Below are 20,388 nucleotides of genomic sequence, written 5' to 3'. Positions count from 1 at the left end.
ATATCGACGAGGCGATGCGTGTCGCTGGGGAGATCCATCATGAACGAAGCCAACCTTCATCCGAATACCGTCGTGAGCGAACCGCGGGCGCGTATCCGTGCCCACTATGCGGCCGACGAGGCCGAGGTGCTGCGTGGGCTCGTCGAACGCATCACGCTGTCGGAGGACGACCGCCGCCGGGTAGCCGAGGTCGGCGCCCACTATGTGGAGCGCGTGCGCAAGGAGACTTCGCCTTCGATGATGGAGGCGTTCCTGGCCGAATACGGGCTCTCGACCGAGGAGGGCGTCGGCCTGATGTGCCTGGCCGAGGCGCTGCTGCGCGTGCCCGATGCGGAGACCATCGACGACCTGATCCACGACAAGATCGAGCCCTCCGACTGGGGCGCGCACCTGGGCAAGTCCTCGTCGTCGATGGTCAACGCCTCGACCTGGGCGCTGATGCTGACCGGCAAGGTGCTGGAAGAGGATCCCAAGGGTCCGGTGCGGGCGCTGCGCGGCCTGGTGCGCCGCATGGGCGAGCCGGTGGTACGCACCGCCGTCGGGCAGTCGATGAAGGTCCTCGGCCGCCAGTTCGTGCTCGGCCAGACCATCGAGGAGGGCATGAAGAATGCCCGCGAGCTCGAGAAGCAGGGCTACACCTACTCCTACGACATGCTGGGCGAGGCGGCGCGCACCGACGCCGACGCGCGGCGCTATCACCAGGCCTACGCCACGGCGATCGCCGCCATCGCCAAGCAGGCCCAGGGCGACGTGCGCGGAAGCCCCGGGATCTCGGTGAAGCTCTCGGCGCTGCACCCGCGCTATGAAACCACCCACCGCGACACGGTGATGACGACCCTCGTACCGCGCGCCCTGGAGCTGGTGCAGCAGGCGGCCAAGGCCAATATCGGTTTCAACATCGACGCCGAGGAACAGGACCGCCTGGACCTGTCGCTCGACGTGATCGAGGCGCTGCTCTCCGACCCCGGTCTCGCCGGCTGGGACGGTTTCGGGGTGGTGGTGCAGGCCTACGGGCGCCGCGCCGCGCCGGTGATCGAGGCGCTCTACGAGCTGGCCGAGCGGCTCGACCGCAGGATCATGGTGCGGCTGGTGAAGGGCGCCTACTGGGACACCGAGATCAAGTTGTCGCAGGAGATGGGGGTCGAGACCTTCCCGGTCTTCACCCGCAAGGTCAACACCGATGTGAGCTACATGGCCTGCGCGCAGCTGCTGCTCGACCGGCGCGATCGTATCTATCCGCAGTTCGCCACCCACAACGCCCATACCTGCGCCGCCGTCGTCGCCATGGCGGGCGACGACAAGGACAGCTACGAGTTCCAGCGCCTGCACGGCATGGGCGAGTCGCTGCACCATATCGTCAAGCAGGCGGAGGGCACGCGCTGCCGGATCTACGCCCCGGTCGGCGCGCACCGTGACCTGCTGGCCTACCTGGTACGCCGCCTGCTAGAGAACGGGGCGAACTCCTCGTTCGTGAACCAGGTAGTGGACGACTCGATTCCCCCCAGCGAGGTCTCCAAGGATCCGGTGGCCGGGATGCAGCGCCTGGGCGACGCCATCGCCAGCCCGTTGATCCGCCAGCCCGGCGAGCTCTTCGCCCCCGAGCGCAAGAACTCCCGCGGCTACCGGATCAACGAACCCGCCTCGATCCTGCCGCTGCTGGCGGCGCGCGAGGAATTCGCCGACACCACCTGGACCGCCGGGCCCATGCTGGCGGGAAGCCCGGCACCGCAGGGGCCGGCCCGCGATGCCGTGTCGCCCGCCGACGGCTCGCGCCTGGTCGGCAGGGTGCATGAGGCGACGCCGGCCGAGGTGGCGGCCGCGCTCGACGCCGCCGAGGACGGCTACCGCGACTGGTCGGCACGGCCGGTGGCCGAACGGGCCGAGGTGCTGCGCCGGATCGCCGATCTCTACGAGCAGCACATCGCCGAGCTGACCGCGATCGCCACTCGCGAGGCCGGCAAGATGATTCTCGATGGCATCGCCGAGGTGCGCGAGGCGGTGGATTTCCTGCGCTACTACGCCAACGAGGGCGAGCGGCTGGAGGCGGAGGAGCCCGGCGGCGCCCGCGGCATCTTCGTCTGCATCAGCCCGTGGAACTTTCCGCTGGCCATCTTCACCGGCCAGATCGCCGCGGCGCTGGCGGCCGGCAACGCGGTGCTCGCCAAGCCCGCCGAGCAGACACCGCTGATCGCCGCCCGGGCCGTCGAGTTGATGCGCGAGGCCGGCCTGCCCGAGGCGGCGCTGCAACTGCTGCCCGGCGATGGGCCGACGGTGGGCGGGCCGCTGACCCACGATCCGCGGATCGCCGGCGTCTGCTTCACCGGCTCGATCGAGGTGGCGCAGATCATCCACCAGGCCCTGGCGCAGAATGCCGGGCCGGATGCGGTGCTGATCGCCGAGACCGGCGGGCTGAACGCCATGATCGTGGACTCCACGGCGCTGACCGAGCAGGCGGTGCGCGACATCCTGATCTCGTCCTTCCAGTCGGCCGGCCAGCGCTGCTCGGCGCTGAGGATGCTGTATGTCCAGGAAGAGGCGCGAGAGCGGCTGCTGACGATGCTCGACGGCGCCATGGACGCGCTCACCATCGGCGACCCCTGGAACACCGACACCGACGTCTCGCCGGTGATCGACGCCGACGCCCAGGCCGACATCGGCGCCTACGTGGCGGCGCAGGAGAAGGCCGGCAAGGTGCTGAAGACGCTGCCCGCGCCGGACGTCGGCACCTTCGTCACCCCGGCTGTGGTCGAGGTCGGGGGCATCGACGATCTCGAGCGCGAGATCTTCGGCCCGGTCCTGCACGTGGCGACCTTCAAGGCGCGGGACCTCGACGGCGTGGTCGACGCGATCAATGCCAAGGGGTATGGGCTGACCTTCGGCCTGCATACCCGCATCGACGACCGCGTGCAGCAGATCGTCGAACGACTCCATGTCGGCAACATCTACGTCAACCGCAACCAGATCGGCGCCATCGTCGGCTCCCAGCCCTTCGGCGGCGAGGGCCTGTCAGGGACCGGGCCCAAGGCCGGCGGCCCGCTCTACGTCAACCGCTTCCGCCGCACCGCCGCCACCGAGCGCCACGAGGCGCCCCAGGACGCCGCCGTGGCGCTCGGCGATCTCCAGTCGGCCCTCGACGGCCTGGACCCGCGCAACTGGGCGGCGCGCCCCGACCGGGTCGAGGTGCTGCGCAAGGCGCTCTCCGGCAAGCGCGGCGTGATCCGCAAGGCGCTCGCCGAGACCGCGGCCCTGGACATGACGCCGCAGACGCTGCCGGGGCCGACGGGGGAAAGCAACCGGCTGTCGTTCTATCCCAAGGGCCCGGTACTCTGCCTCGGGCCGACGCTCGACATCGCCATCGCCCAGGCGGTGCAGGCGCTCGGCGCGGGCTGTGCGGCGGTGCTCGCAGCACCTGGCGCGGTACCGGCCGTGCGGCCGCTGGTCGAGGCCGGGGCGCCCGTCGCCGCGCGCGACGGCCGCGTCGCGGCCGAGACGCTGAGCGCGGTCCAGGGCATCGCGGCGGTGGCCGCTTCCGGCGCCAGCGACTGGACCCGCGAGCTGCGCCTCGCGCTCGCCCAGCGCGACGGCCCCATCGTGTCGCTCGAGACCCAGACCATCGCGCCGGAGCGCTACGTGGTGGAACGCCACCTGTGCATCGACACCACCGCCGCGGGCGGCAACGCCAGCCTGCTGGCGACGGCCGAATAGGCGCGAGGGCCCGATGGCGGCGCCGGCTCGTGTCCGGGGCGTCGACGCCGCATTTGTGCAATGGCGCCCGCCTTGCGATGATCGGCCGGTCACAGGCTATGCGGAGTGGGGCGACCCGTGGACAAGTTCGAGAGAAAGCTGGACCAGGCGGCCCGGGCCGCCTGGCTCTCCTATGTGGGCGGTCACACCCAGGACGAGATCGCCAGCCAGCTCGGCGTGTCGCGTCCCGGCGTGCAGCGTCTGCTGGCTCTGGCCCGCCAGGAAGGCCTGGTCAAGGTACATATCGACCATCCCATCGCCGGCTGCATGGCGCTCTCCGAGGCGATCGGCGAGCGTTACGGGCTGGAGTTCTGCGACGTGGTGCCCGCCGACCCGCAGGGCGCGCCCGGCGGCAGTACCCGCTACCTGGCGGTGGCCGCGGCCGAGCGCCTGTCCCACTACCTGGACCGCAGCGAGCCGCTGACCCTGTCGCTGGGCACCGGCCGTGCCGTGCGCGGCATGGTCGAGGCGCTGAGCCGCATCGATCGCCCGCAGCATCGCTTCGTCTCGCTGGTCGGCAATGTCGCCCGGGATGGCTCCTCCAACCGCTACGACGGCGTCATGGTGCTGGCCGACAAGACCGGCGGCGAGCGCTTCCTGCTGCCGGCCCCGGTGGTAGCGGGCTCGGTGGAGGAGAGCGAGGCCCTGTGCGGGCAGCGGCTCTACCAGTCGGTGGCCGAGGTCGCCCGCGAGGCCGAGGTGGCCTTTATCGGGGTCGGGCGCATCGACCGCCAGGCGACGCTCTTCCAGGACCACTTCATCAGCGAGGCCGAGCTCGACGAGCTGCTGGAGCGCAAGGCGGTGGGCGAGTTGCTGGGCTGGCCGCTGAGCCAGGACGGCGAGGTCATCGACTGCTCCATCACCCGGCGGGTGACCAGTCTGCCGCTGTCCATCTTCCGTGACCGTCCCCTAGTGGCGGTGGGCGGTGGGCGCGACAAGGGGCCGGCGCTGCTCGCCGCGCTGCGTGGTGGCTGGCTCAAGGGCCTGGTCACCGACGAGCACGCGGCGCGCTACATCGTCGAGGCGGAGCGCGGATCCGCTCTCCACGGCGCAAGCCCTGCAACTAAGGTCTAAGCGTCTAAAGTCTAACGCTGCGGTTTTGCTTTTTTTGGGGTCGTGATCGATCATTTGTTCGTGCATTGATTGAAATGATCAAAAGCCGAATCACGCGTCGACAACAACACAAGACTTCCCAAAGGAGCCAACCATGAAGCTCTCTCGTGTGCTCCCGCTGGCCGGCATCGCGGCCGTGGGCGCCAGCGCGGCCCAGGCGGAAACGATCACCGTGGCCACCGTCAACAACAACGACATGGTGATCATGCAGGGCCTGACCGATGCCTTCGAGCAGGCCCACCCGGATATCACCCTGGACTGGGTGGTGCTCGAGGAGAACGTGCTGCGCCAGCGCCTCACCACCGATATCGCCACCGGCGGTGGCCAGTTCGACGTCATGACCATCGGCACCTACGAGGTGCCCATCTGGGCCGAGCGCGACTGGCTGACCCCACTGGACGACCTGCCCGAGGACTACCGGGTCGATGACCTGCTGCAGTCGGTCCGCGACGGCCTGAGCGAGGACGGCACCCTGCACGCGCTGCCCTTCTACGCCGAGAGCTCGATGATGTACTACCGCCAGGACCTCTTCGACGCGGCCGGCATCGAGTTGCCCGAGCAGCCCACCTGGCAGCAGGTGCGCGACTGGGCCGAGACGCTCCATGCCCCCGACGAGCAGACCTACGGGATCTGCCTGCGCGGCAAGCCGGGCTGGGGCGAGAACATGGCCCTGGTCTCGACCATGATCAACACCTTCGGCGGGCGCTGGTTCGACATGGACTGGAACCCCCAGATCGACTCGCCGGCCTGGCAGGAGGCGATCGGCTTCTACGTCGACCTGCTGGGCAACTATGGCCCGCCCGGCGCCAGCTCCAACGGCTTCAACGAGAACCTGGCGCTGTTCTCCCGGGGCAATTGCGCCATCTGGGTCGACGCCACCTCGGCGGCGGGCAAGCTCTACGACGCCGACGAGTCCCAGGTCGCCGACCAACTGGGCTTCGCCCCGGCGCCGGTCGCCGAGACCCCGAAGGGCTCCCACTGGCTGTGGTCCTGGGCGCTGGCGATTCCCGCGACCTCCGATTCCAAGGACGCGGCCCGCGAGTTCATCACCTGGGCGACCTCCCAGGAGTATGTCGAGCTGGTCGGCGAGCAGGAGGGCTGGACCAGCGTGCCCCCGGGTACCCGCAAGTCCACCTACGAGAACCCCGACTACCAGGAGGCCGCGCCCTTCGCCGACTTCGTGCTGCAGGCCATCCAGGGCGCCGACCCCACCGACGCCACCCAAGAGCCGGCGCCCTACATCGGCGTGCAGTTCGTCGGCATTCCCGAGTTCCAGTCCATCGGGACCCAAGTCGGCCAGATGGTGGCCTCGGCGCTGACCGGCGAGACCTCCGTCGAGCAGGCCCTGCAGGCGGCCCAGCGTGCCACCCAGCGCACCATCGAGCGTGCCGGCTACCAGGACTGACCCTGTCCGCCGGCCGGGGTGACCCGGCCGGTGGCCCCTTCGCGACCCTTCACGGTTACCGACATGAACAAGACCAGAACTTCCGGGCGTACCGTCGGGGGGCTTAGGTCCCTCTCGCTCCAGGCGCCCGCCGTCTCCCTGCTGTTGCTCTGGATGCTGATCCCGCTGGGCATGACCCTGTGGTTCTCCTTCCAGCGCTATAACCTGCTGATGCCCGGCATGACCGGTTTCGCCGGGCTCGAGAACTACGAGTACCTGTTCACCGACCCCGCCCTGTGGTCGGCCATGGGCACCACCCTGCTGATGGTCGGCTGGGTGCTGGTGATCACCGTGGTCGGCGGTACCCTGCTGGCGGTGCTCTTCCAGCAGGAGTTCATGGGCCAGGGCATCGCTCGGGTGCTGGCGATCTCGCCGTTCTTCGTCATGCCCACCGTCAGCGCCCTGGTCTGGAAGAACATGATGATGCACCCGGCCAACGGCGTGCTGTCCTGGCTCGCCGAGCTGTTCGGGCTGCCGGCGGTGGACTGGTTCTCGTCGCTGCCGCTGACCTCGATCATCATCATCGTGGCCTGGCAGTGGCTGCCCTTCGCGCTGCTGATCCTGCTGACCTCCCTGCAGTCGCTCGACGAGGACCAGGTGGAGGCCGCTCGCATGGACGGCGCCGGCCCGATCGCGATCTTCTTCTTCATCACCCTGCCGCACCTCAAGCGGGCGATCAGCGTGGTGATCATGATCGAGATGATCTTCCTGCTGACCATCTTCGCCGAGATCTTCGTGACCACCTCCGGCGGCCCGGGACTCGCCACCACCAACCTGGCCTACCTGATCTACATTCGCGCCCTGCTCGACTTCGACGTGGGCATGGCCTCCGCCGGTGGGGTGATCGCGATCATCCTCGCCAACATCGTCGCCATCTTCCTGGTCCGCATGGTGGCCAGGAACCTGGAAAGCTGACGCGGGAGCGCCTCTCATGACGACTGCAAGAACCAAATCGCTGCCCACCAGCCACGCCGCCCCCCTGGCGCAACGCGCGCCGCGGCTGGGCATCCTGCACAGCCGCCGCCTGTGGCTGGGCGTGCTGGGCTGGTCCGTGGCCCTGCTGATCTTCTTCCCGATCTTCTGGATGGTGCTGACCGGCTTCAAGACCGAGGCCGAGGCCATCGCCGAGCCGTCGCTGGTCTTCTCGCCGACCCTGGAGAGCTATGCCGAGGTCCAGAACCGTGCCGGCTACGCCAAGTTCGCCATCAACAGCGTGGTGGTGGCCTTCGGCTCGACGCTGCTGGCGCTGCTGATCGCGATCCCGGCGGCCTACTCCATGGCCTTCCTGCCCACCAGGCGCACCAAGGGCACCCTGCTGTGGATGCTCTCCACCAAGATGCTGCCGCCGGTCGGCGTGCTGGTGCCGATCTACCTGCTGTTCCGCGATGTCGGGCTGCTGGATACCCGCACCGGGCTGGTCATCGTCTATACCCTGATGAACCTGCCGATCGTGGTGTGGATGCTCTACACCTTCTTCAAGGACATGCCCAAGGACATCCTCGAGGCGGGACGCATGGACGGCGCCGGCACGCTGCAGGAGGTGCTCTACCTGCTGCTGCCGCTGACCCTGCCGGGGATCGCCTCCACCGGCCTGCTGTCGGTGATCCTGAGCTGGAACGAGGCCTTCTGGAGCCTCAACCTCACGTCCTCCCAGGCGGCCCCGCTGACGGCCTATATCGCCTCCTTCTCGAGCCCCGAAGGGCTCTTCTGGGCCAAGCTCTCCGCGGCCTCGACCATGGCCATCGCGCCCATCCTCGTCTTCGGGTGGCTCACCCAGAAGCAGATGGTACGTGGCCTGACCTTCGGCGCCGTCAAATAACGAGGAAACCAAGATGGCAACGCTACAACTCAAGCAGATCAAGAAGAGCTTCGGCGAGACCGACGTCATCAAGGGCGTCGACCTCGAGGTCAACGACCGGGAATTCGTGGTCTTCGTCGGTCCCTCCGGCTGCGGCAAGTCGACCCTGATGCGCATGATCGCCGGGCTCGAGAGCGCCACCAGCGGTGACATCGTGATCGACGGCCAGCGCATGAACGAGGTCGGCCCCGCCGACCGCGGCCTGGCCATGGTCTTCCAGAGCTATGCGCTCTACCCGCACATGACGGTCGAGGACAACATGGGCTTCAGCATGCGCCTGGCCGGGGTGGCCAAGGCCGAGCGCCGCCGCAAGGTCCTCGAGGCGGCCAGGATCCTGCAGCTCGAACCGCTGCTGGATCGCAAGCCCAAGGCGCTCTCCGGCGGCCAGCGCCAGCGCGTGGCGATCGGTCGCGCCATCGTGCGCAACCCCAGCATCTTCCTGTTCGACGAGCCGCTCTCCAACCTGGATGCCGCCCTGCGCGTGCAGATGCGCATCGAGCTGGCGCGGCTCCACGAGGCGCTCGATGCCACCATGATCTACGTCACCCACGACCAGATCGAGGCCATGACCATGGCCGACAAGATCGTCGTGCTGCACGACGGCGAGGTCGAGCAGGTGGGCTCGCCCATGGAGCTCTACCACCATCCCCGCAACCGCTTCGTGGCCGGTTTCATCGGCTCGCCGAAGATGAACTTCCTGTCCGTCGAGGCGGCCGAGGCCGACGCCGATGGCGTCGGCGTGCGCCTGCCGGGCGGTGGCGTGACCCGGGTGCCCGTGGAGGGGCAGGGCCTGGCCAGCGGCGCGGCCCTGGAGCTGGGGATCCGCCCCGAGCACCTGGTGCTGGACGACCAGGGCCCCCTGGCAGGGGAGATCCAGGTCCTCGAGCGGCTGGGGGGCCAGACCTCGCTGTACGTGCAGATGGGCGAGGCCATGGTCACCATCATGGCCGACGGCGATGTCGCGCACCGCGTGCATGACCGGGTGCATTTCGGCTTCGCGCCGGGCCGGGCGCATCTCTTCGCTGATGACGGGCTGGCCCTGCCGAGCCTTCACCAGCATCCCCTGGCCGGCCTGCGTCGCCAGGACAACCGTGCCCCCTCCGACGCCGTCGGCCAGTGACCGGAGGTCGCATGGACAACCTGATCTTCGATTGCGACGGCGTGCTGGTGGACAGCGAGGCCATCGCCGAGGCCACCCTGCTCGAACTGCTCGGCGAGTGGCTGCCGGACCTGGCGGCCCGGGCCGAGCTGAAGGCGGCGCTGGGCATGACCACGGCGAACATCCTGGACCATCTCGAGGCGCGTAGCGCTTATCGGCTGCCGACGGATGCCGCCGCGCGGGTCGACGGCGCCATCGAGGCCCGCCTGGCCGACGAACTGCGCCCCGTCGACGGCGTCGCCGCGGTCCTCGACGCGCTCGAGCTGCCGCTGGCGGTGGTCTCCAACAGTCGCCGTCAGCGGGTGCTGGCCTCGCTTGCCACCACCGGGCTCGACGCCCGGCTGGGGGATATCCCGATCATCACCGCCGACCAGGTGGCCCAGCCCAAGCCGGACCCGGCGATCTACCGCCTGGCCGCCGAGCGGCTGTGCTGTGCGCCCGGCGACTGCCTGGTGGTGGAAGACAGCGTCTCCGGGGTGACCGCGGCCCATGGCGCCGGCATGACGGTGATCGGCTTCACCGGCGCCAGCCATGTTCCCCCGGGGCAGGGCGAGCGGCTTCGCCAGGCCGGCGCCTGGCGCATCCTGCCGCACATGCAGGGGCTCGAGGCGCTGGTACAGCAGTGGCGCGAGGGGCGGCCATCGACGCCGGGGGCGCCGCAACATCATCGAACGACAAGGACAAGAGCATGAAACTACAAGACAAGGTGGCCGTGGTGACCGGCGGCGCGCGGGGCATCGGCCTGGCCATCGCCGAACGCTACCTCGCCGAGGGGGCGCGGGTCGTGGTCGCCGACATCGACATCGCCGCCATCGACGAGGCCGTGGCGCGGCTCGCCGGCGGCGAGCGCGTCAGGGGCATGCGCCTGGACGTCTGCGACCGGGCCTCCGTCGTGGCCCTGGTCGACGAGACCCGGCGCGATTTCGGCGGCATCGACATCCTGGTCAACAACGCCGCGGTGTTCGACATGGCGCCGGTGCTCGAGGTCACCGAGGCGAGCTACGACAAGCAGTTCGCGGTCAACGTGAAAGGGGCCTTCTTCACCCTGCAGGCCGTGGCCCGCGCCATGGTCGAGCGCGGCCAGGGCGGCAAGATCATCAACATGGCCTCCCAGGCGGGGCGGCGCGGCGAGCCGCTGGTCAGCCTGTACTGCGCCTCCAAGGCCGCGGTGATCAGCCTGACCCAGTCCTGCGGCCTGGCGCTGATCGAGCACGGCATCAACGTCAACGGCATCGCCCCGGGGGTGGTCGACACCCCGATGTGGGACGAGGTCGATGCACTGTTCGCTCGCTACGAGGGACGACCCCTGGGCGAGAAGAAGCGCCTGGTCGGCGAGGCCGTGCCCTATGGGCGCATGGGACGGCCCGAGGACCATGCCGGGGCCGCGGTCTTCCTCGCCAGCGACGACAGCGACTATGTGGTCGCCCAGACCCTCAACGTCGACGGCGGCAACTGGATGAGCTGATGTCCCCCCAACCGTCTGGAGACCTCATGACCCCCAATATCCATGACATGGCCGTACGGCTGCTCGAGGCGGCGACGGGGCGCGAGCGCTTCGTCGTGGCCCTGGCGGGTCCGCCGGCGGCCGGCAAGTCCCTGCTCTCCGAGTGGTTGTGTCGCGAGATCAACGAGCGCCAGCCGGGCATCGCCGCGGTGGTGCCGATGGACGGCTACCACTTCGACAATGCCGTGCTCGAGCCCGAGGGGCTGGTGCCGGTGAAGGGCGCCCCCGAGACCTTCGATACCGACGGCCTGCTGCAGGACCTGGCGCGCATCCGCCGGGCCGATCGTAGCGTTGCCGTGCCGGTCTTCGACCGGCCCCTGGACCTGGCCCGGGCCGGCGGGCGGCTGATCACCCTCGACCACCGCCTGGTGATCGTCGAGGGCAACTACCTGTTGCTGGACCAGGGGCCCTGGCCGGAACTGCGGGCGCTGTTCGACATGACCCTCTTCCTCGAGGTGCCCGACGAGGTGCTCAAGGCGCGGTTGATCCAGCGCTGGCTGAACATGGGCCAGGACCATGACGGGGCCATCGAACGCGCCCGCCACAAGGACATGCTCAATGCCCACTTGATCAAGCGCGCGTCCGTTCCCGCCGACGTGCACTGGGCCGCCACGGTCTGAGCGACGACACCAGCCCCCGACACCGATTCGCCACACGTGGCAGGAGATCCAAGATGACGCGACTCAACACCGACACCCTGGGGCGATTGGCCCCGGCGGTCGCCGTGCCCGCCTACGACCGCGGCGCCGTCCGCGCCGGCATCGTCCACTTCGGCGTGGGCGGCTTCCACCGTGCCCACCAGGCCATGTACCTGGATGACCTGATGAACCAGGGCCAGGCGCTGGACTGGGGCATCGTCGGCGTCGGCGTGATGCCCGGCGACCGGCGCATGCAGGAGGCCCTGGCCGCCCAGGACCACCTCTACACCCTGGTGGTCAAGCATCCCGATGGCGAGGTCGTCCCCCGGGTGATCGGCTCGATCATCGACTATTGCTATGCCCCGGACGACCCCGAGGCGGTGATCGAGACCATGGCCGACCCGGCCATCCGCATCGTCTCCCTGACGGTCACCGAGGGCGGCTACAACTTCCATCCGGTGAGCGGCGAGTTCGACCTCGGCAATGCCGACGTGCGCCACGACCTGGCCAATCCCGCCGCCCCGACGACCACCTTCGGCCTGATCACCGAGGCCCTGGCCCGGCGTCGGGCACGAGACATTCCGCCCTTTACGGTGATGTCCTGCGACAACATCCAGGGCAACGGCGAGGTGGCGCATCGCATGTTCACGGCCTTCGCCCGGGCCCGGGATGCCGGGCTCGCCGCCTGGCTCGAGGCCGAGGTGCCGTTTCCCAATTCCATGGTCGATCGCATCACGCCGGTCACCATGGCCGCCGATATCGCGGAGCTGGCCACCCGTTTCGCCCTCGAGGACGCCTGGCCGGTGGTCTGCGAGCCCTTCACCCAGTGGGTGCTGGAGGATCGCTTCGCCGCCGGGCGGCCGGCCTTCGAGCATGTCGGGGTGCAGGTGGTGGACGACGTCGAGCCCTACGAGCTGATGAAGCTGCGGCTGCTCAACGCCAGTCACCAGGCGCTGTGCTATTTCGGCTACCTGGCCGGCTATCGCTACGCCCACGAGGTCTGCCAGGACCCGCTGTTCGTCGACTTCCTGCTCGACTACATGGCCCGCGAGGGGACGCCGACCCTGTCCGCCGTCCCCGGGGTGGACCTCGATGACTATCGCCATACCCTGATCCAGCGCTTCGCCAACCCCCAGATCAAGGACACCCTGGCCCGGCTGTGCGCCGAGAGCTCGGACCGCATCCCCAAGTGGCTGCTGCCGGTGATCCGTGAGCAGCTGGCCCGCGGCGGCGAGATGCACCGCGCCGCCGCGGTGGTGGCGAGCTGGGCCCGCTATGCCGAGGGACGCGACGAGCATGGCGAGCCCATCGAGGTGGTCGATCGCCTGCGGGACGAGTTGATGACCCGTGCCGGTCGGCAGCGCGAGGCCCCCGCCGCCTTTATCGACAACCGCGAGCTGTTCGGCGACCTCGCCGATGACGAGCGCTTCCGCCAGGCCTACCTCGCGGCCCTGGCCTCGCTGCATGAGCACGGTGCCCGTGCCACACTCAAGGCCCTGGCGACGACCCGAGGAGGCGACTGATGTATATCGGGGTGGATTGCGGCACCCAGAGCTCCAAGGTGGTAGTGGTCGATATCGAGGGAGCGCGGATCCTCGGCGAGGCCAGCCGTCCCCATGCCCTGCAGGAGGGCGACAATGGCCGTCGCGAGCAGGCCCCGGCCGACTGGCGGGCGGCCTTCCTGGGCGCCTTCGCCGAGGCGGTGGCCGCCGCCGGCATCGATGCCCGGGCGATCCGCGCCATCGGCGTGTCCGGCCAGCAGCATGGCCTGGTGGCCCTGGATGCCCGGGGCGAACCGGTGCACCCGGCCAAGCTGTGGTGCGACACCGAGACGGCCGCGCACAACGCCGCCCTGGTCGAGCGCCTGGGCGGCGAGGCGGGCTGTCTCGACCGGCTGGGGCTGGTGCTGCAGACCGGCTACACCGCCTCCAAGCTGGCCTGGTTGCGCGATACCCGGCCCGACGCCTACCGGCGCATCGACAGCCTGCTGCTGCCCCACGACTATCTCAACTTCTGGCTCACCGGCGAGCGGGTCGCCGAGGCCGGCGACGCCTCGGGGACCGGCTACTTCGACATCCGCGCGCGGCGCTGGCGCGAGGACGTGTTCGCCGAGATCGCCCCGGAGCTCGACCCCGAACGGGTGCTGCCGCGCCTCGTCGCGTCCCACGAGCCGGCCGGCACGGTACGCCCCGAACTGGCCCGCGAGCTGGGGCTGGCCGACGCCGTGGTGGTTTCGAGCGGCGGCGGCGACAACATGCTCGGCGCCATCGGCACCGGCAACATCACCCCGGGGCTGGTGACCCTGAGCCTGGGCACCTCGGGCACGGTATACGCCCATGCCGAGGCCCCGGTGATCGGCGACAGCGCCGAGGTCGCGAGCTTCTGTGCCAGCCACGGCGGCTGGCTGCCACTGATCTGCACCATGAACGTGACCTCGGCCACCACCCGGATCCGCGAGCTGTTCGGCCTCGACCTGGCGGCCTTCAACGAGCGGGTTGCCCGCGCGCCCATCGGCGCCGAGGGGCTGACGCTGCTGCCGTTCTTCAACGGCGAGCGGGTGCCGCCGCTGCCCCAGGCCACGGCGAGCCTGGCGGGCCTCACCGGGCGGAATACCACCCCGGACAACCTGTGCCGGGCAGTGGTCGAGGGCGCCACCTTCGGCCTGCGCTACGGCCTCGAGCGGATCGGCCCCCTGGCCCGGGGCGCCAGCGAGATCCGCCTGATCGGCGGCGGTGCCAGGAGCCCGGTCTGGCGCCAGGTGGTCGCCGATATCACCGCCGCACCGGTCATCTGCCCCACGGTCGGCGAGGCCGCCGCCCTGGGGGCGGCGCTGCAGGCGGCCTGGTGCGATTGCTACCCCGACCTGCCCCTCGAGGCCCTCTGCCAGCGCCTGGTGCACCTCGACGAGAGCACCCGGGCCACCCCCGACGCCGAGCGCGTCGCGGCCTACGAGGAGGCCTACGCTCGCTACCGGCGGGCGCTGGCCGAGCGGCACGCCATCCCCGCCTGAACCCCTGACTTACGGAGTCCGTCATGCCCTCCCAACTCGATGCCCTCAAGTCGCTCTCCCTGGTGGTCGCCGACACCGGCGACCTGGATGCCATCCGCCGCTACCGGCCCCACGACGCCACCACCAACCCCTCGCTGCTGCTCAAGGCCTTCGACCTCGACGAATACCAGGCGCTGATCGAGGCGGAGCTGGCGGCCGTCAAGGCCGAGACCGGCGACCGCCAGGCGCGGATCGATCACGCCGTGGACCGCCTCGCCGTGGCCAAGGGCAGCGAGATCGCCAAGCTGATCCCCGGCCGGGTGTCCACCGAGGTGGCCGCCAGGCTGTCCTTCGACACCGAGGCCAGCATCCGCAAGGCCCACGAGCTGATCGCGCTCTACGACAAGCGCGGCATCTCGGCGGATCGCGTGCTGATCAAGCTGGCCTCGACCTGGGAGGGCATCCGCGCCGCCGAGCGACTGGAGCGGGAAGGCATCCACTGCAACCTGACCCTGCTGTTCAGCGAGGCCCAGGCTCAGGCCTGCTTCGATGCCGGCGTGTTTCTGGTCTCGCCCTTCGTCGGCCGGGTCACCGACTGGTACAAGCAGGCGACCGGCCAGGACTTCACCCCCGACACCGACCCCGGGGTACAGTTCGTGCGGGCGGTCTGCCGGCGGGTCGGCGAGGGCGGCTACGACACCGTGGTGATGGGCGCCAGCTTCCGCAATACCGGGCAAGTGCTGGCGCTGGCCGGCTGCCCGCGGCTGACTATCTCGCCGGCGCTGCTCGAGGAGCTGGCCGGCGCCGAGGGCGAGGTGACCCGCCAGGTGAACCTCGAAGGCGGCGGTTCGCGGCCGGCACCGCTCAGCGAGGCCGAGTTCCGCTGGGGCCACAATCAGGATGCCATGGCCAACGACAAGCTGGCCGAGGGCATCCGTCGCTTCGCCGAGGACCAGCAGCGCCTCGAGGCACTCATCGCCGTGCGGCTGGCGAGCCGCTGAATGCCTGCCGCCGGCCCGCCCTCGGAAGCCGCGCGGCAGCGTCCTTTTCCCCGCGGGCGGGGCCTTGAAACCCCGCCCGGGCGTCACCACATCTCCAGCGCTGGTCCACGCCGTGCGGCTGACCGCCGTCGGATGCGAGATCGAATCTGAAACTGATCACGACGCAAGGAGGTGATTGGATGTCAGTGCAGGCATCGTCCAACCGACCGCTGGAACAGGCGACAGTCCATACCGTCATCGATTCTCCCGATCCCCAGAGCCGGGTGCGCAGCGCGCCGCTTCCCGGGGAGGATCCCTACCCGACCCGTCTCGCCGAGCCCCTCGACCTGCCGTGGCTCAACCGCCAGGAGCCGGTGGTCAAGGGACGCGACCGGGAGGGACCGCTCAGCGCCGAGCAGCTCGACGCCTTCGAGCGCCGCGGCTTCCTCTTCGAACCGGACTTCCTGGACGGCGCAGAGCTCGACGCGCTGCGCCGGGAGCTGTCCGCCCTGCTGGCCCGCGATGATTTCCGGGGCCGTGACTTCAGCATCACCGAGCCCCGGGGCAACGAGATCCGCTCGCTGTTCGCCGTGCATTTCCTGTCGCGGCTCTTCGGCCGCCTGGCCAACGACGAACGGCTGATGGGCCGCGCCCGGCAGATCCTCGGCGGCGAGCCCTACGTCCATCAGTCCCGCATCAACTACAAGCCGGGCTTCGAGGGCAAGGGCTTCAACTGGCATTCCGACTTCGAGACCTGGCACGCCGAGGACGGCATGCCGGCCATGCATGCGGTGAGCGCCTCCATCGTGCTGACCGACAACCACACCTTCAATGGCCCGCTGATGCTGGTGCCCGGCTCCCATCGGGTGTTCGTGCCCTGCCTCGGCGAGACCCCGGAGGACCACCACAAGCAGTCGCTCAAGACCCAGCAGTTCGGCGTGCCGAGCCGCGAGGCGCTGCGCCGGCTGATCGACCGGCACGGCATCGAGGCCCCCACCGGGGCGGCCGGCGGCTTGCTGCTGTTCGACTGCAACACCCTGCACGGCTCCAATGCCAACATGTCGCCGGACCCGCGCAGCAACGCCTTCTTCGTCTACAACCGCCGCGACAACCGCTGCATCGAGCCCTTCGCCGCCGCCAGGCGCCGCCCGCGCTTCCTGGCCCACGCGCCCGACGAGGACTGGTCGGCGGACGCCTGACGCGGGCCCCGGGGGGGAGTAGACTGATGGCACCGGCACCCGTCCGCGGGCAGCCCCGAACAAGGAGTCGACAGGCATGCGCTTCGTCCCCCGTTTCACCGATGGTCAGGCCTTCCCGGAGCCGTTGGGCAAGATCGTCTGTGTCGGCCGCAACTACGCCGAGCACGCCCGGGAGCTCGACAACCCGGTGCCCAACGAGCCGCTGCTGTTCATCAAGCCGGCCACCAGCGCCGTGACCCTCGAATCCCCCATCGCCGCGCCCTTCGAACGGGGCAATGTGCACTTCGAGACCGAGCTGGCGCTGCTGGTCGGCCAGCCGCTGACCCATGCCACCGCCAAGGAGGCGGAGCGGGCCATCGTCGGCATCGGCCTGGCCCTGGACCTGACCCTGCGCGACGTCCAGGCGGAGCTCAAGGAGAAGGGCCAGCCCTGGGAGGTGGCCAAGGCCTTCGATGGCGCCTGCCCGCTGTCGGCCTTCCTGCCCCTCGAGGCGTCGCCCAACTGGAACGGCCTGGAATTCACCCTGACGGTGGACGGCGAGGCCCGCCAGCATGGCCGGTGCGCGGACATGCTGTTCCCGGTGCCGGAGCTGGTCGCCGAGATGAGCCGCCACTTCACCCTGGAGCCGGGGGACGTGGTGCTCACCGGCACCCCCGCCGGGGTCGGCAAGCTGCCGCGCGGCGCCGAACTGCGCCTGGAGCTGGTCGACGGCATGGTGGTGACCACCCGCGTCGTGGACTGATCAAGGCGCCCGCGCCACATGACAGGGGCCCCGCCGGCGATGTCGGCGGGGCCCCTGTCGTCCCGGTCGCGGGCCTGCACTCACTCCAGGTAGGTGTAGCCCTCGAGGCCGTCGGAGAGGTCGTCGAGGAAGCGCGCCTGGTCGTCGCTGGCCAGGCCGCTGGCGGCGAGCTGCTCGGCCAGTCGGCGGCGCAGCACCTCGGCATCGAAGTCCACATAGCCCAGCACGTCGGCGACCCGGTCGCCGCGGCGCACGTGGTCGAAGCGCCAGTCGCCGGCCGCGTCCAGGGCGACGTCCACCGAGTCGGTATCGCCGAACAGGTTGTGCAGGTCGCCGAGGATCTCCTGGTAGGCCCCCACCAGGAAGAAGCCCATCAGGCGCTCCTCGCCCTCCCGCCACTCGGGGAGCGGCAGGGTGGCCTCCACCCCCTGGCCGTCCACGTAGCCGTCGATACGCCCGTCGCTGTCGCAGGTGATGTCCTGGATCACCGCCCGCCGCGAGGGCTCGCGGTCCAGGCCGGAAAGCGGCAGCACCGGGAAGATCTGGTCGATGCCCCAGACGTCGGGCACCGACTGGAACAGCGAGAAGTTGACGAACAGCTTGTCGGCCAGCTTCTCGGCCAGCTCGTCGTGGATCTCGCGGTGGGCGCGGTTGCGCGGATCGAGCCGCTCGCGTAGCCGGGCGCAGGCGGCGGCATAGACCCCTTCGCCCTCGGCGCGGGTCTCGAGGCCGGCCAGGCCCATGACGAAGCGGTCCTGCAACTCGCCGATGGCCTGCACCAGGTCGTGCCAGGCCTCGACCAGGCCCCGCGGGTCGTGCATGGCCCGGAGCTCGTCGTGGACCCGCCACAGCTCGTCCACCTGGGGGTCGCCCTCGACCCGGGGCGGCGGCGGCTGGGTGTCGACGCGCTCCTCGCCGATCACGTTGGTGACCAGCACGGCGTGGTGGGCGGTCAGGGCCCGGCCGGACTCGCTGATCAGGTGGGGGTGGGGAAGCCCCTCCGCCTCGCACACCTGGGCGAAGGCCGCGACCACGTTACGGGCATACTCGCGCATCGAGTAGTTGATCGAGCAGAAGCTGCGCGAGCGGGTGCCCTCGTAGTCGATGCCGAGCCCGCCACCCACGTCCACGGTGTCCACCGGCGCGCCCAGCGCCAGCAGGCTCTGGTAGAAGCGCGCGCACTCGCGCAGGCCGCGCTGGATGTCGCGGATGTTGGCGATCTGCGAGCCGAGGTGGAAGTGCACCAGCTGCAGGCTGGCCAGGGCGTCGGCCTCCTCGAGGCGGGCCACCACGGTCTGGATCTGGCCGGCGGTGAGGCCGAACTTGGACTTCTCGCCGCCGGTGTTCTGCCACTTGCCCTTGCCCACCGAGGCCAGCCGGGCACGCAGGCCGATCCGCGGCGTGACGCCGAGCCGGCGGGCCTCCTCGAGGATCAGCGGCAACTCGGAGAGCTTCTCCACCACCAGGTAGACGCGGTGGCCGAGCTTCTCGCCCATCAGCGCCAGGCGGATGTACTCGCGGTCCTTGTAGCCGTTGCAGACGATCAGCGAGGGGCCGTCGCCGGACAGCGCCAGCACCGCCAGCAGCTCGGGCTTGCTGCCGGCCTCCAGGCCGACCCGGCCGTGGCCGCGCTCCTGGGTGGCCAGGATCTCCTCGACCACCCGGCGTTGCTGGTTGACCTTGATCGGGTAGACCGCGGTGTAGCCGCCCGTGAAGCCTTCCTCGCCCATGGCGCCGTCGAAGGCGGCACACAGCTGCTCGACCCGGTCGTGGAGGATATCGGTGAACCGGATCAGCACCGGCAGGCGCAACCCGGCCTGGCGCAGTCGGGCGATCAGTGGGGCGAGCGGCAGCGAGGGGCCGTCGGTCTCGCCGCCGAGCGGGCGCACCAAGGCCTGGCCGTCGTCGTCCACGTCGAAGTAGCCGCTGCCCCACTGGTCGATGTTCCAGGTGTGCCGGGCGCGGTGTGCGGGGCCCGCGGCGCTGCCCATCGCCAGGCTCATGGCCGGGCCTCGGGCAGCGGCAGGGCGCCTTCCTCGAGTCGCCGCAGCAGGATGGTGCGGAACTGCTCCGGGTCGTGGGGGGTGAGGTCGTGGGCCGGCGGGTCCACGTAGACCACCAGCAGCCGGGACAGCCAGTAGCGCAGCGCCGTCAGCCGCAGCATCATCGGCCAGGCGTCCCGCTCGGCCGGTGCCAGCGGGCGGCGGGCCTGGTAGGCGGTGAGGACGGCCTCGTAGCGCGCCGGATCGAGGCGGCCATCGGGCTCGGTGGCCCAGTCGTTGATGACGATGGCCAGGTCGAACAGCAGGTCACCGGTGCAGCCGTTGTAGAAGTCGATGATGCCGCCCAGTTCGTCGCCGTCGAACAGGGTGTTGTCGCGGAACAGGTCGCCGTGGAGCGCGCCCCGGGGCAGCTCGGGGGCCTCGTCGAAGAAGCCCTGGTAGATCTCCACCTCGTCCTTCATCAGGGTCTGGTCCGCCGGCGAGAGGTAGACCAGGACCTTGTGGTGCATCGGCAGCAGCCAGTGCAGGTCACGGGGGTTGGGCCGATTGCCGGGAAAGTGCTGCGACACCCGGTGCATGTGGCCCAGGGCATCGCCCAGGGCCCGGCACTGGGCCAGGTTCGGGTCGCGGGGATGCTTGCCCGGCAGCCGCGGGAACAGCAGCGCCGGCTTGTCGGCCAGGCTGTGCAGGGCGATGCCGTCACGGTCGTGGAGGGGGCCCGGTACCGGCAGGCGGTGCTCGTCCAGGTAGTCGAGAAGCTCGACGAAGAACGGCAGCTCCTCGTGCTCGCCCTGCTCGAACAGGGTCAGCACCAGCTCGCGACGGTCGGTGGTGACGAAGAAGGTGCTGTTCTCGGTGCCGGCGGGCACGCCCTGGAGGGAAACCAGCGAGCCGGCGTCGAAGCGGCTCAGGAAATCCGCGACCTGGGAGTCGGTAAGCGGTGTGAATACGGCCATGAGTCTCTCGCCCGGGAATGCCAAGCCGTCTATTGTAGCGGCTTGTCGCCGCGATGCAC

16 protein-coding genes are annotated in these 20,388 nt (G+C 70.0%); 14 read left to right on the top strand and 2 right to left on the bottom strand.

Translation table 11 applies throughout. The features are described from left to right. Positions 1–39: 39 nt before the first annotated feature. From putA to OCT48_RS17810, 14 genes are all read left to right on the top strand, one after another. Positions 40–3,705: a bifunctional proline dehydrogenase/L-glutamate gamma-semialdehyde dehydrogenase PutA gene (gene putA, locus OCT48_RS17875; RefSeq protein WP_263590485.1), complete on the top strand. Its 3,666-nt coding sequence runs from the start codon at positions 40–42 to the stop codon at positions 3,703–3,705. Between the two features lie 117 nt (positions 3,706–3,822). Beyond that, positions 3,823–4,818, top strand: coding sequence for a sugar-binding transcriptional regulator (locus OCT48_RS17870; RefSeq protein ID WP_263590484.1), 996 nt, complete (start codon positions 3,823–3,825; stop codon positions 4,816–4,818). 133 nt (positions 4,819–4,951) lie between these two features. Then, positions 4,952–6,262: an ABC transporter substrate-binding protein gene (locus OCT48_RS17865; RefSeq protein ID WP_263590483.1), complete on the top strand. Its 1,311-nt coding sequence runs from the start codon at positions 4,952–4,954 to the stop codon at positions 6,260–6,262. Between the two features lie 63 nt (positions 6,263–6,325). Next, positions 6,326–7,216: a carbohydrate ABC transporter permease gene (locus OCT48_RS17860; RefSeq protein ID WP_263590482.1), complete on the top strand. Its 891-nt coding sequence runs from the start codon at positions 6,326–6,328 to the stop codon at positions 7,214–7,216. Between the two features lie 16 nt (positions 7,217–7,232). Continuing rightward, a complete protein-coding gene (locus tag OCT48_RS17855) occupies positions 7,233–8,120 on the top strand; it encodes a carbohydrate ABC transporter permease (RefSeq protein ID WP_263590481.1) in 888 nt (295 codons plus the stop codon). 13 nt (positions 8,121–8,133) lie between these two features. Next, positions 8,134–9,279, top strand: a complete 1,146-nt coding sequence (locus OCT48_RS17850; protein WP_263590480.1) for an ABC transporter ATP-binding protein — start codon at positions 8,134–8,136, stop codon at positions 9,277–9,279. An 11-nt stretch (positions 9,280–9,290) separates the two neighbouring features. Continuing rightward, positions 9,291–10,010 (top strand): HAD family hydrolase, encoded by a 720-nt coding sequence (locus OCT48_RS17845; RefSeq protein WP_263590479.1) that lies wholly within the window; start codon positions 9,291–9,293, stop codon positions 10,008–10,010. Then, positions 10,007–10,783 (top strand): L-iditol 2-dehydrogenase, encoded by a 777-nt coding sequence (locus tag OCT48_RS17840; RefSeq protein ID WP_263590478.1) that lies wholly within the window; start codon positions 10,007–10,009, stop codon positions 10,781–10,783. Before OCT48_RS17845 ends, OCT48_RS17840 begins: the two co-directional genes overlap by 4 nt. A 26-nt stretch (positions 10,784–10,809) precedes the next feature. After that, positions 10,810–11,442: a nucleoside triphosphate hydrolase gene (locus OCT48_RS17835; protein ID WP_263590477.1), complete on the top strand. Its 633-nt coding sequence runs from the start codon at positions 10,810–10,812 to the stop codon at positions 11,440–11,442. A gap of 53 nt (positions 11,443–11,495) precedes the next feature. Next, a complete protein-coding gene (locus tag OCT48_RS17830; RefSeq protein WP_263590476.1) occupies positions 11,496–12,983 on the top strand; it encodes a mannitol dehydrogenase family protein in 1,488 nt (495 codons plus the stop codon). Next, positions 12,983–14,470 carry a xylulokinase gene (xylB, locus tag OCT48_RS17825; protein ID WP_263590475.1) on the top strand — a complete coding sequence of 496 codons (1,488 nt, stop codon included), beginning with the start codon at positions 12,983–12,985 and terminating at the stop codon, positions 14,468–14,470. Before OCT48_RS17830 ends, xylB begins: the two co-directional genes overlap by 1 nt. A 23-nt stretch (positions 14,471–14,493) precedes the next feature. Beyond that, positions 14,494–15,450, top strand: coding sequence for a transaldolase (tal, locus tag OCT48_RS17820; protein WP_263590474.1), 957 nt, complete (start codon positions 14,494–14,496; stop codon positions 15,448–15,450). 179 nt (positions 15,451–15,629) lie between these two features. Further along, positions 15,630–16,628, top strand: coding sequence for an ectoine hydroxylase (gene thpD / locus OCT48_RS17815; protein WP_263590473.1), 999 nt, complete (start codon positions 15,630–15,632; stop codon positions 16,626–16,628). A 76-nt stretch (positions 16,629–16,704) separates the two neighbouring features. After that, positions 16,705–17,370 carry a fumarylacetoacetate hydrolase family protein gene (locus OCT48_RS17810; RefSeq protein ID WP_263590472.1) on the top strand — a complete coding sequence of 222 codons (666 nt, stop codon included), beginning with the start codon at positions 16,705–16,707 and terminating at the stop codon, positions 17,368–17,370. An 80-nt stretch (positions 17,371–17,450) separates the two neighbouring features. Here the strand turns inward: OCT48_RS17810 and speA are convergent, their stop codons facing one another. After that, complete coding sequence (speA, locus tag OCT48_RS17805; protein ID WP_263590471.1) at positions 17,451–19,373, bottom strand: biosynthetic arginine decarboxylase; 1,923 nt, start codon at positions 19,371–19,373, stop codon at positions 17,451–17,453. Beyond that, entirely contained in the window at positions 19,370–20,329 is a 960-nt protein-coding gene (locus tag OCT48_RS17800; protein ID WP_263590470.1) for a homoserine kinase, read from the bottom strand. The genes speA and OCT48_RS17800 overlap by 4 nt, the downstream gene beginning before the upstream one ends. Positions 20,330–20,388 lie beyond the last annotated feature (59 nt).

This window comes from Halomonas sp. M4R1S46 (assembly GCF_025725685.1).
GTDB lineage: Bacteria > Pseudomonadota > Gammaproteobacteria > Pseudomonadales > Halomonadaceae > Halomonas.
The sequence above is the reverse complement of the archived record's forward strand: the minus strand, read 5'-3'. Positions and strand labels throughout refer to the sequence as shown.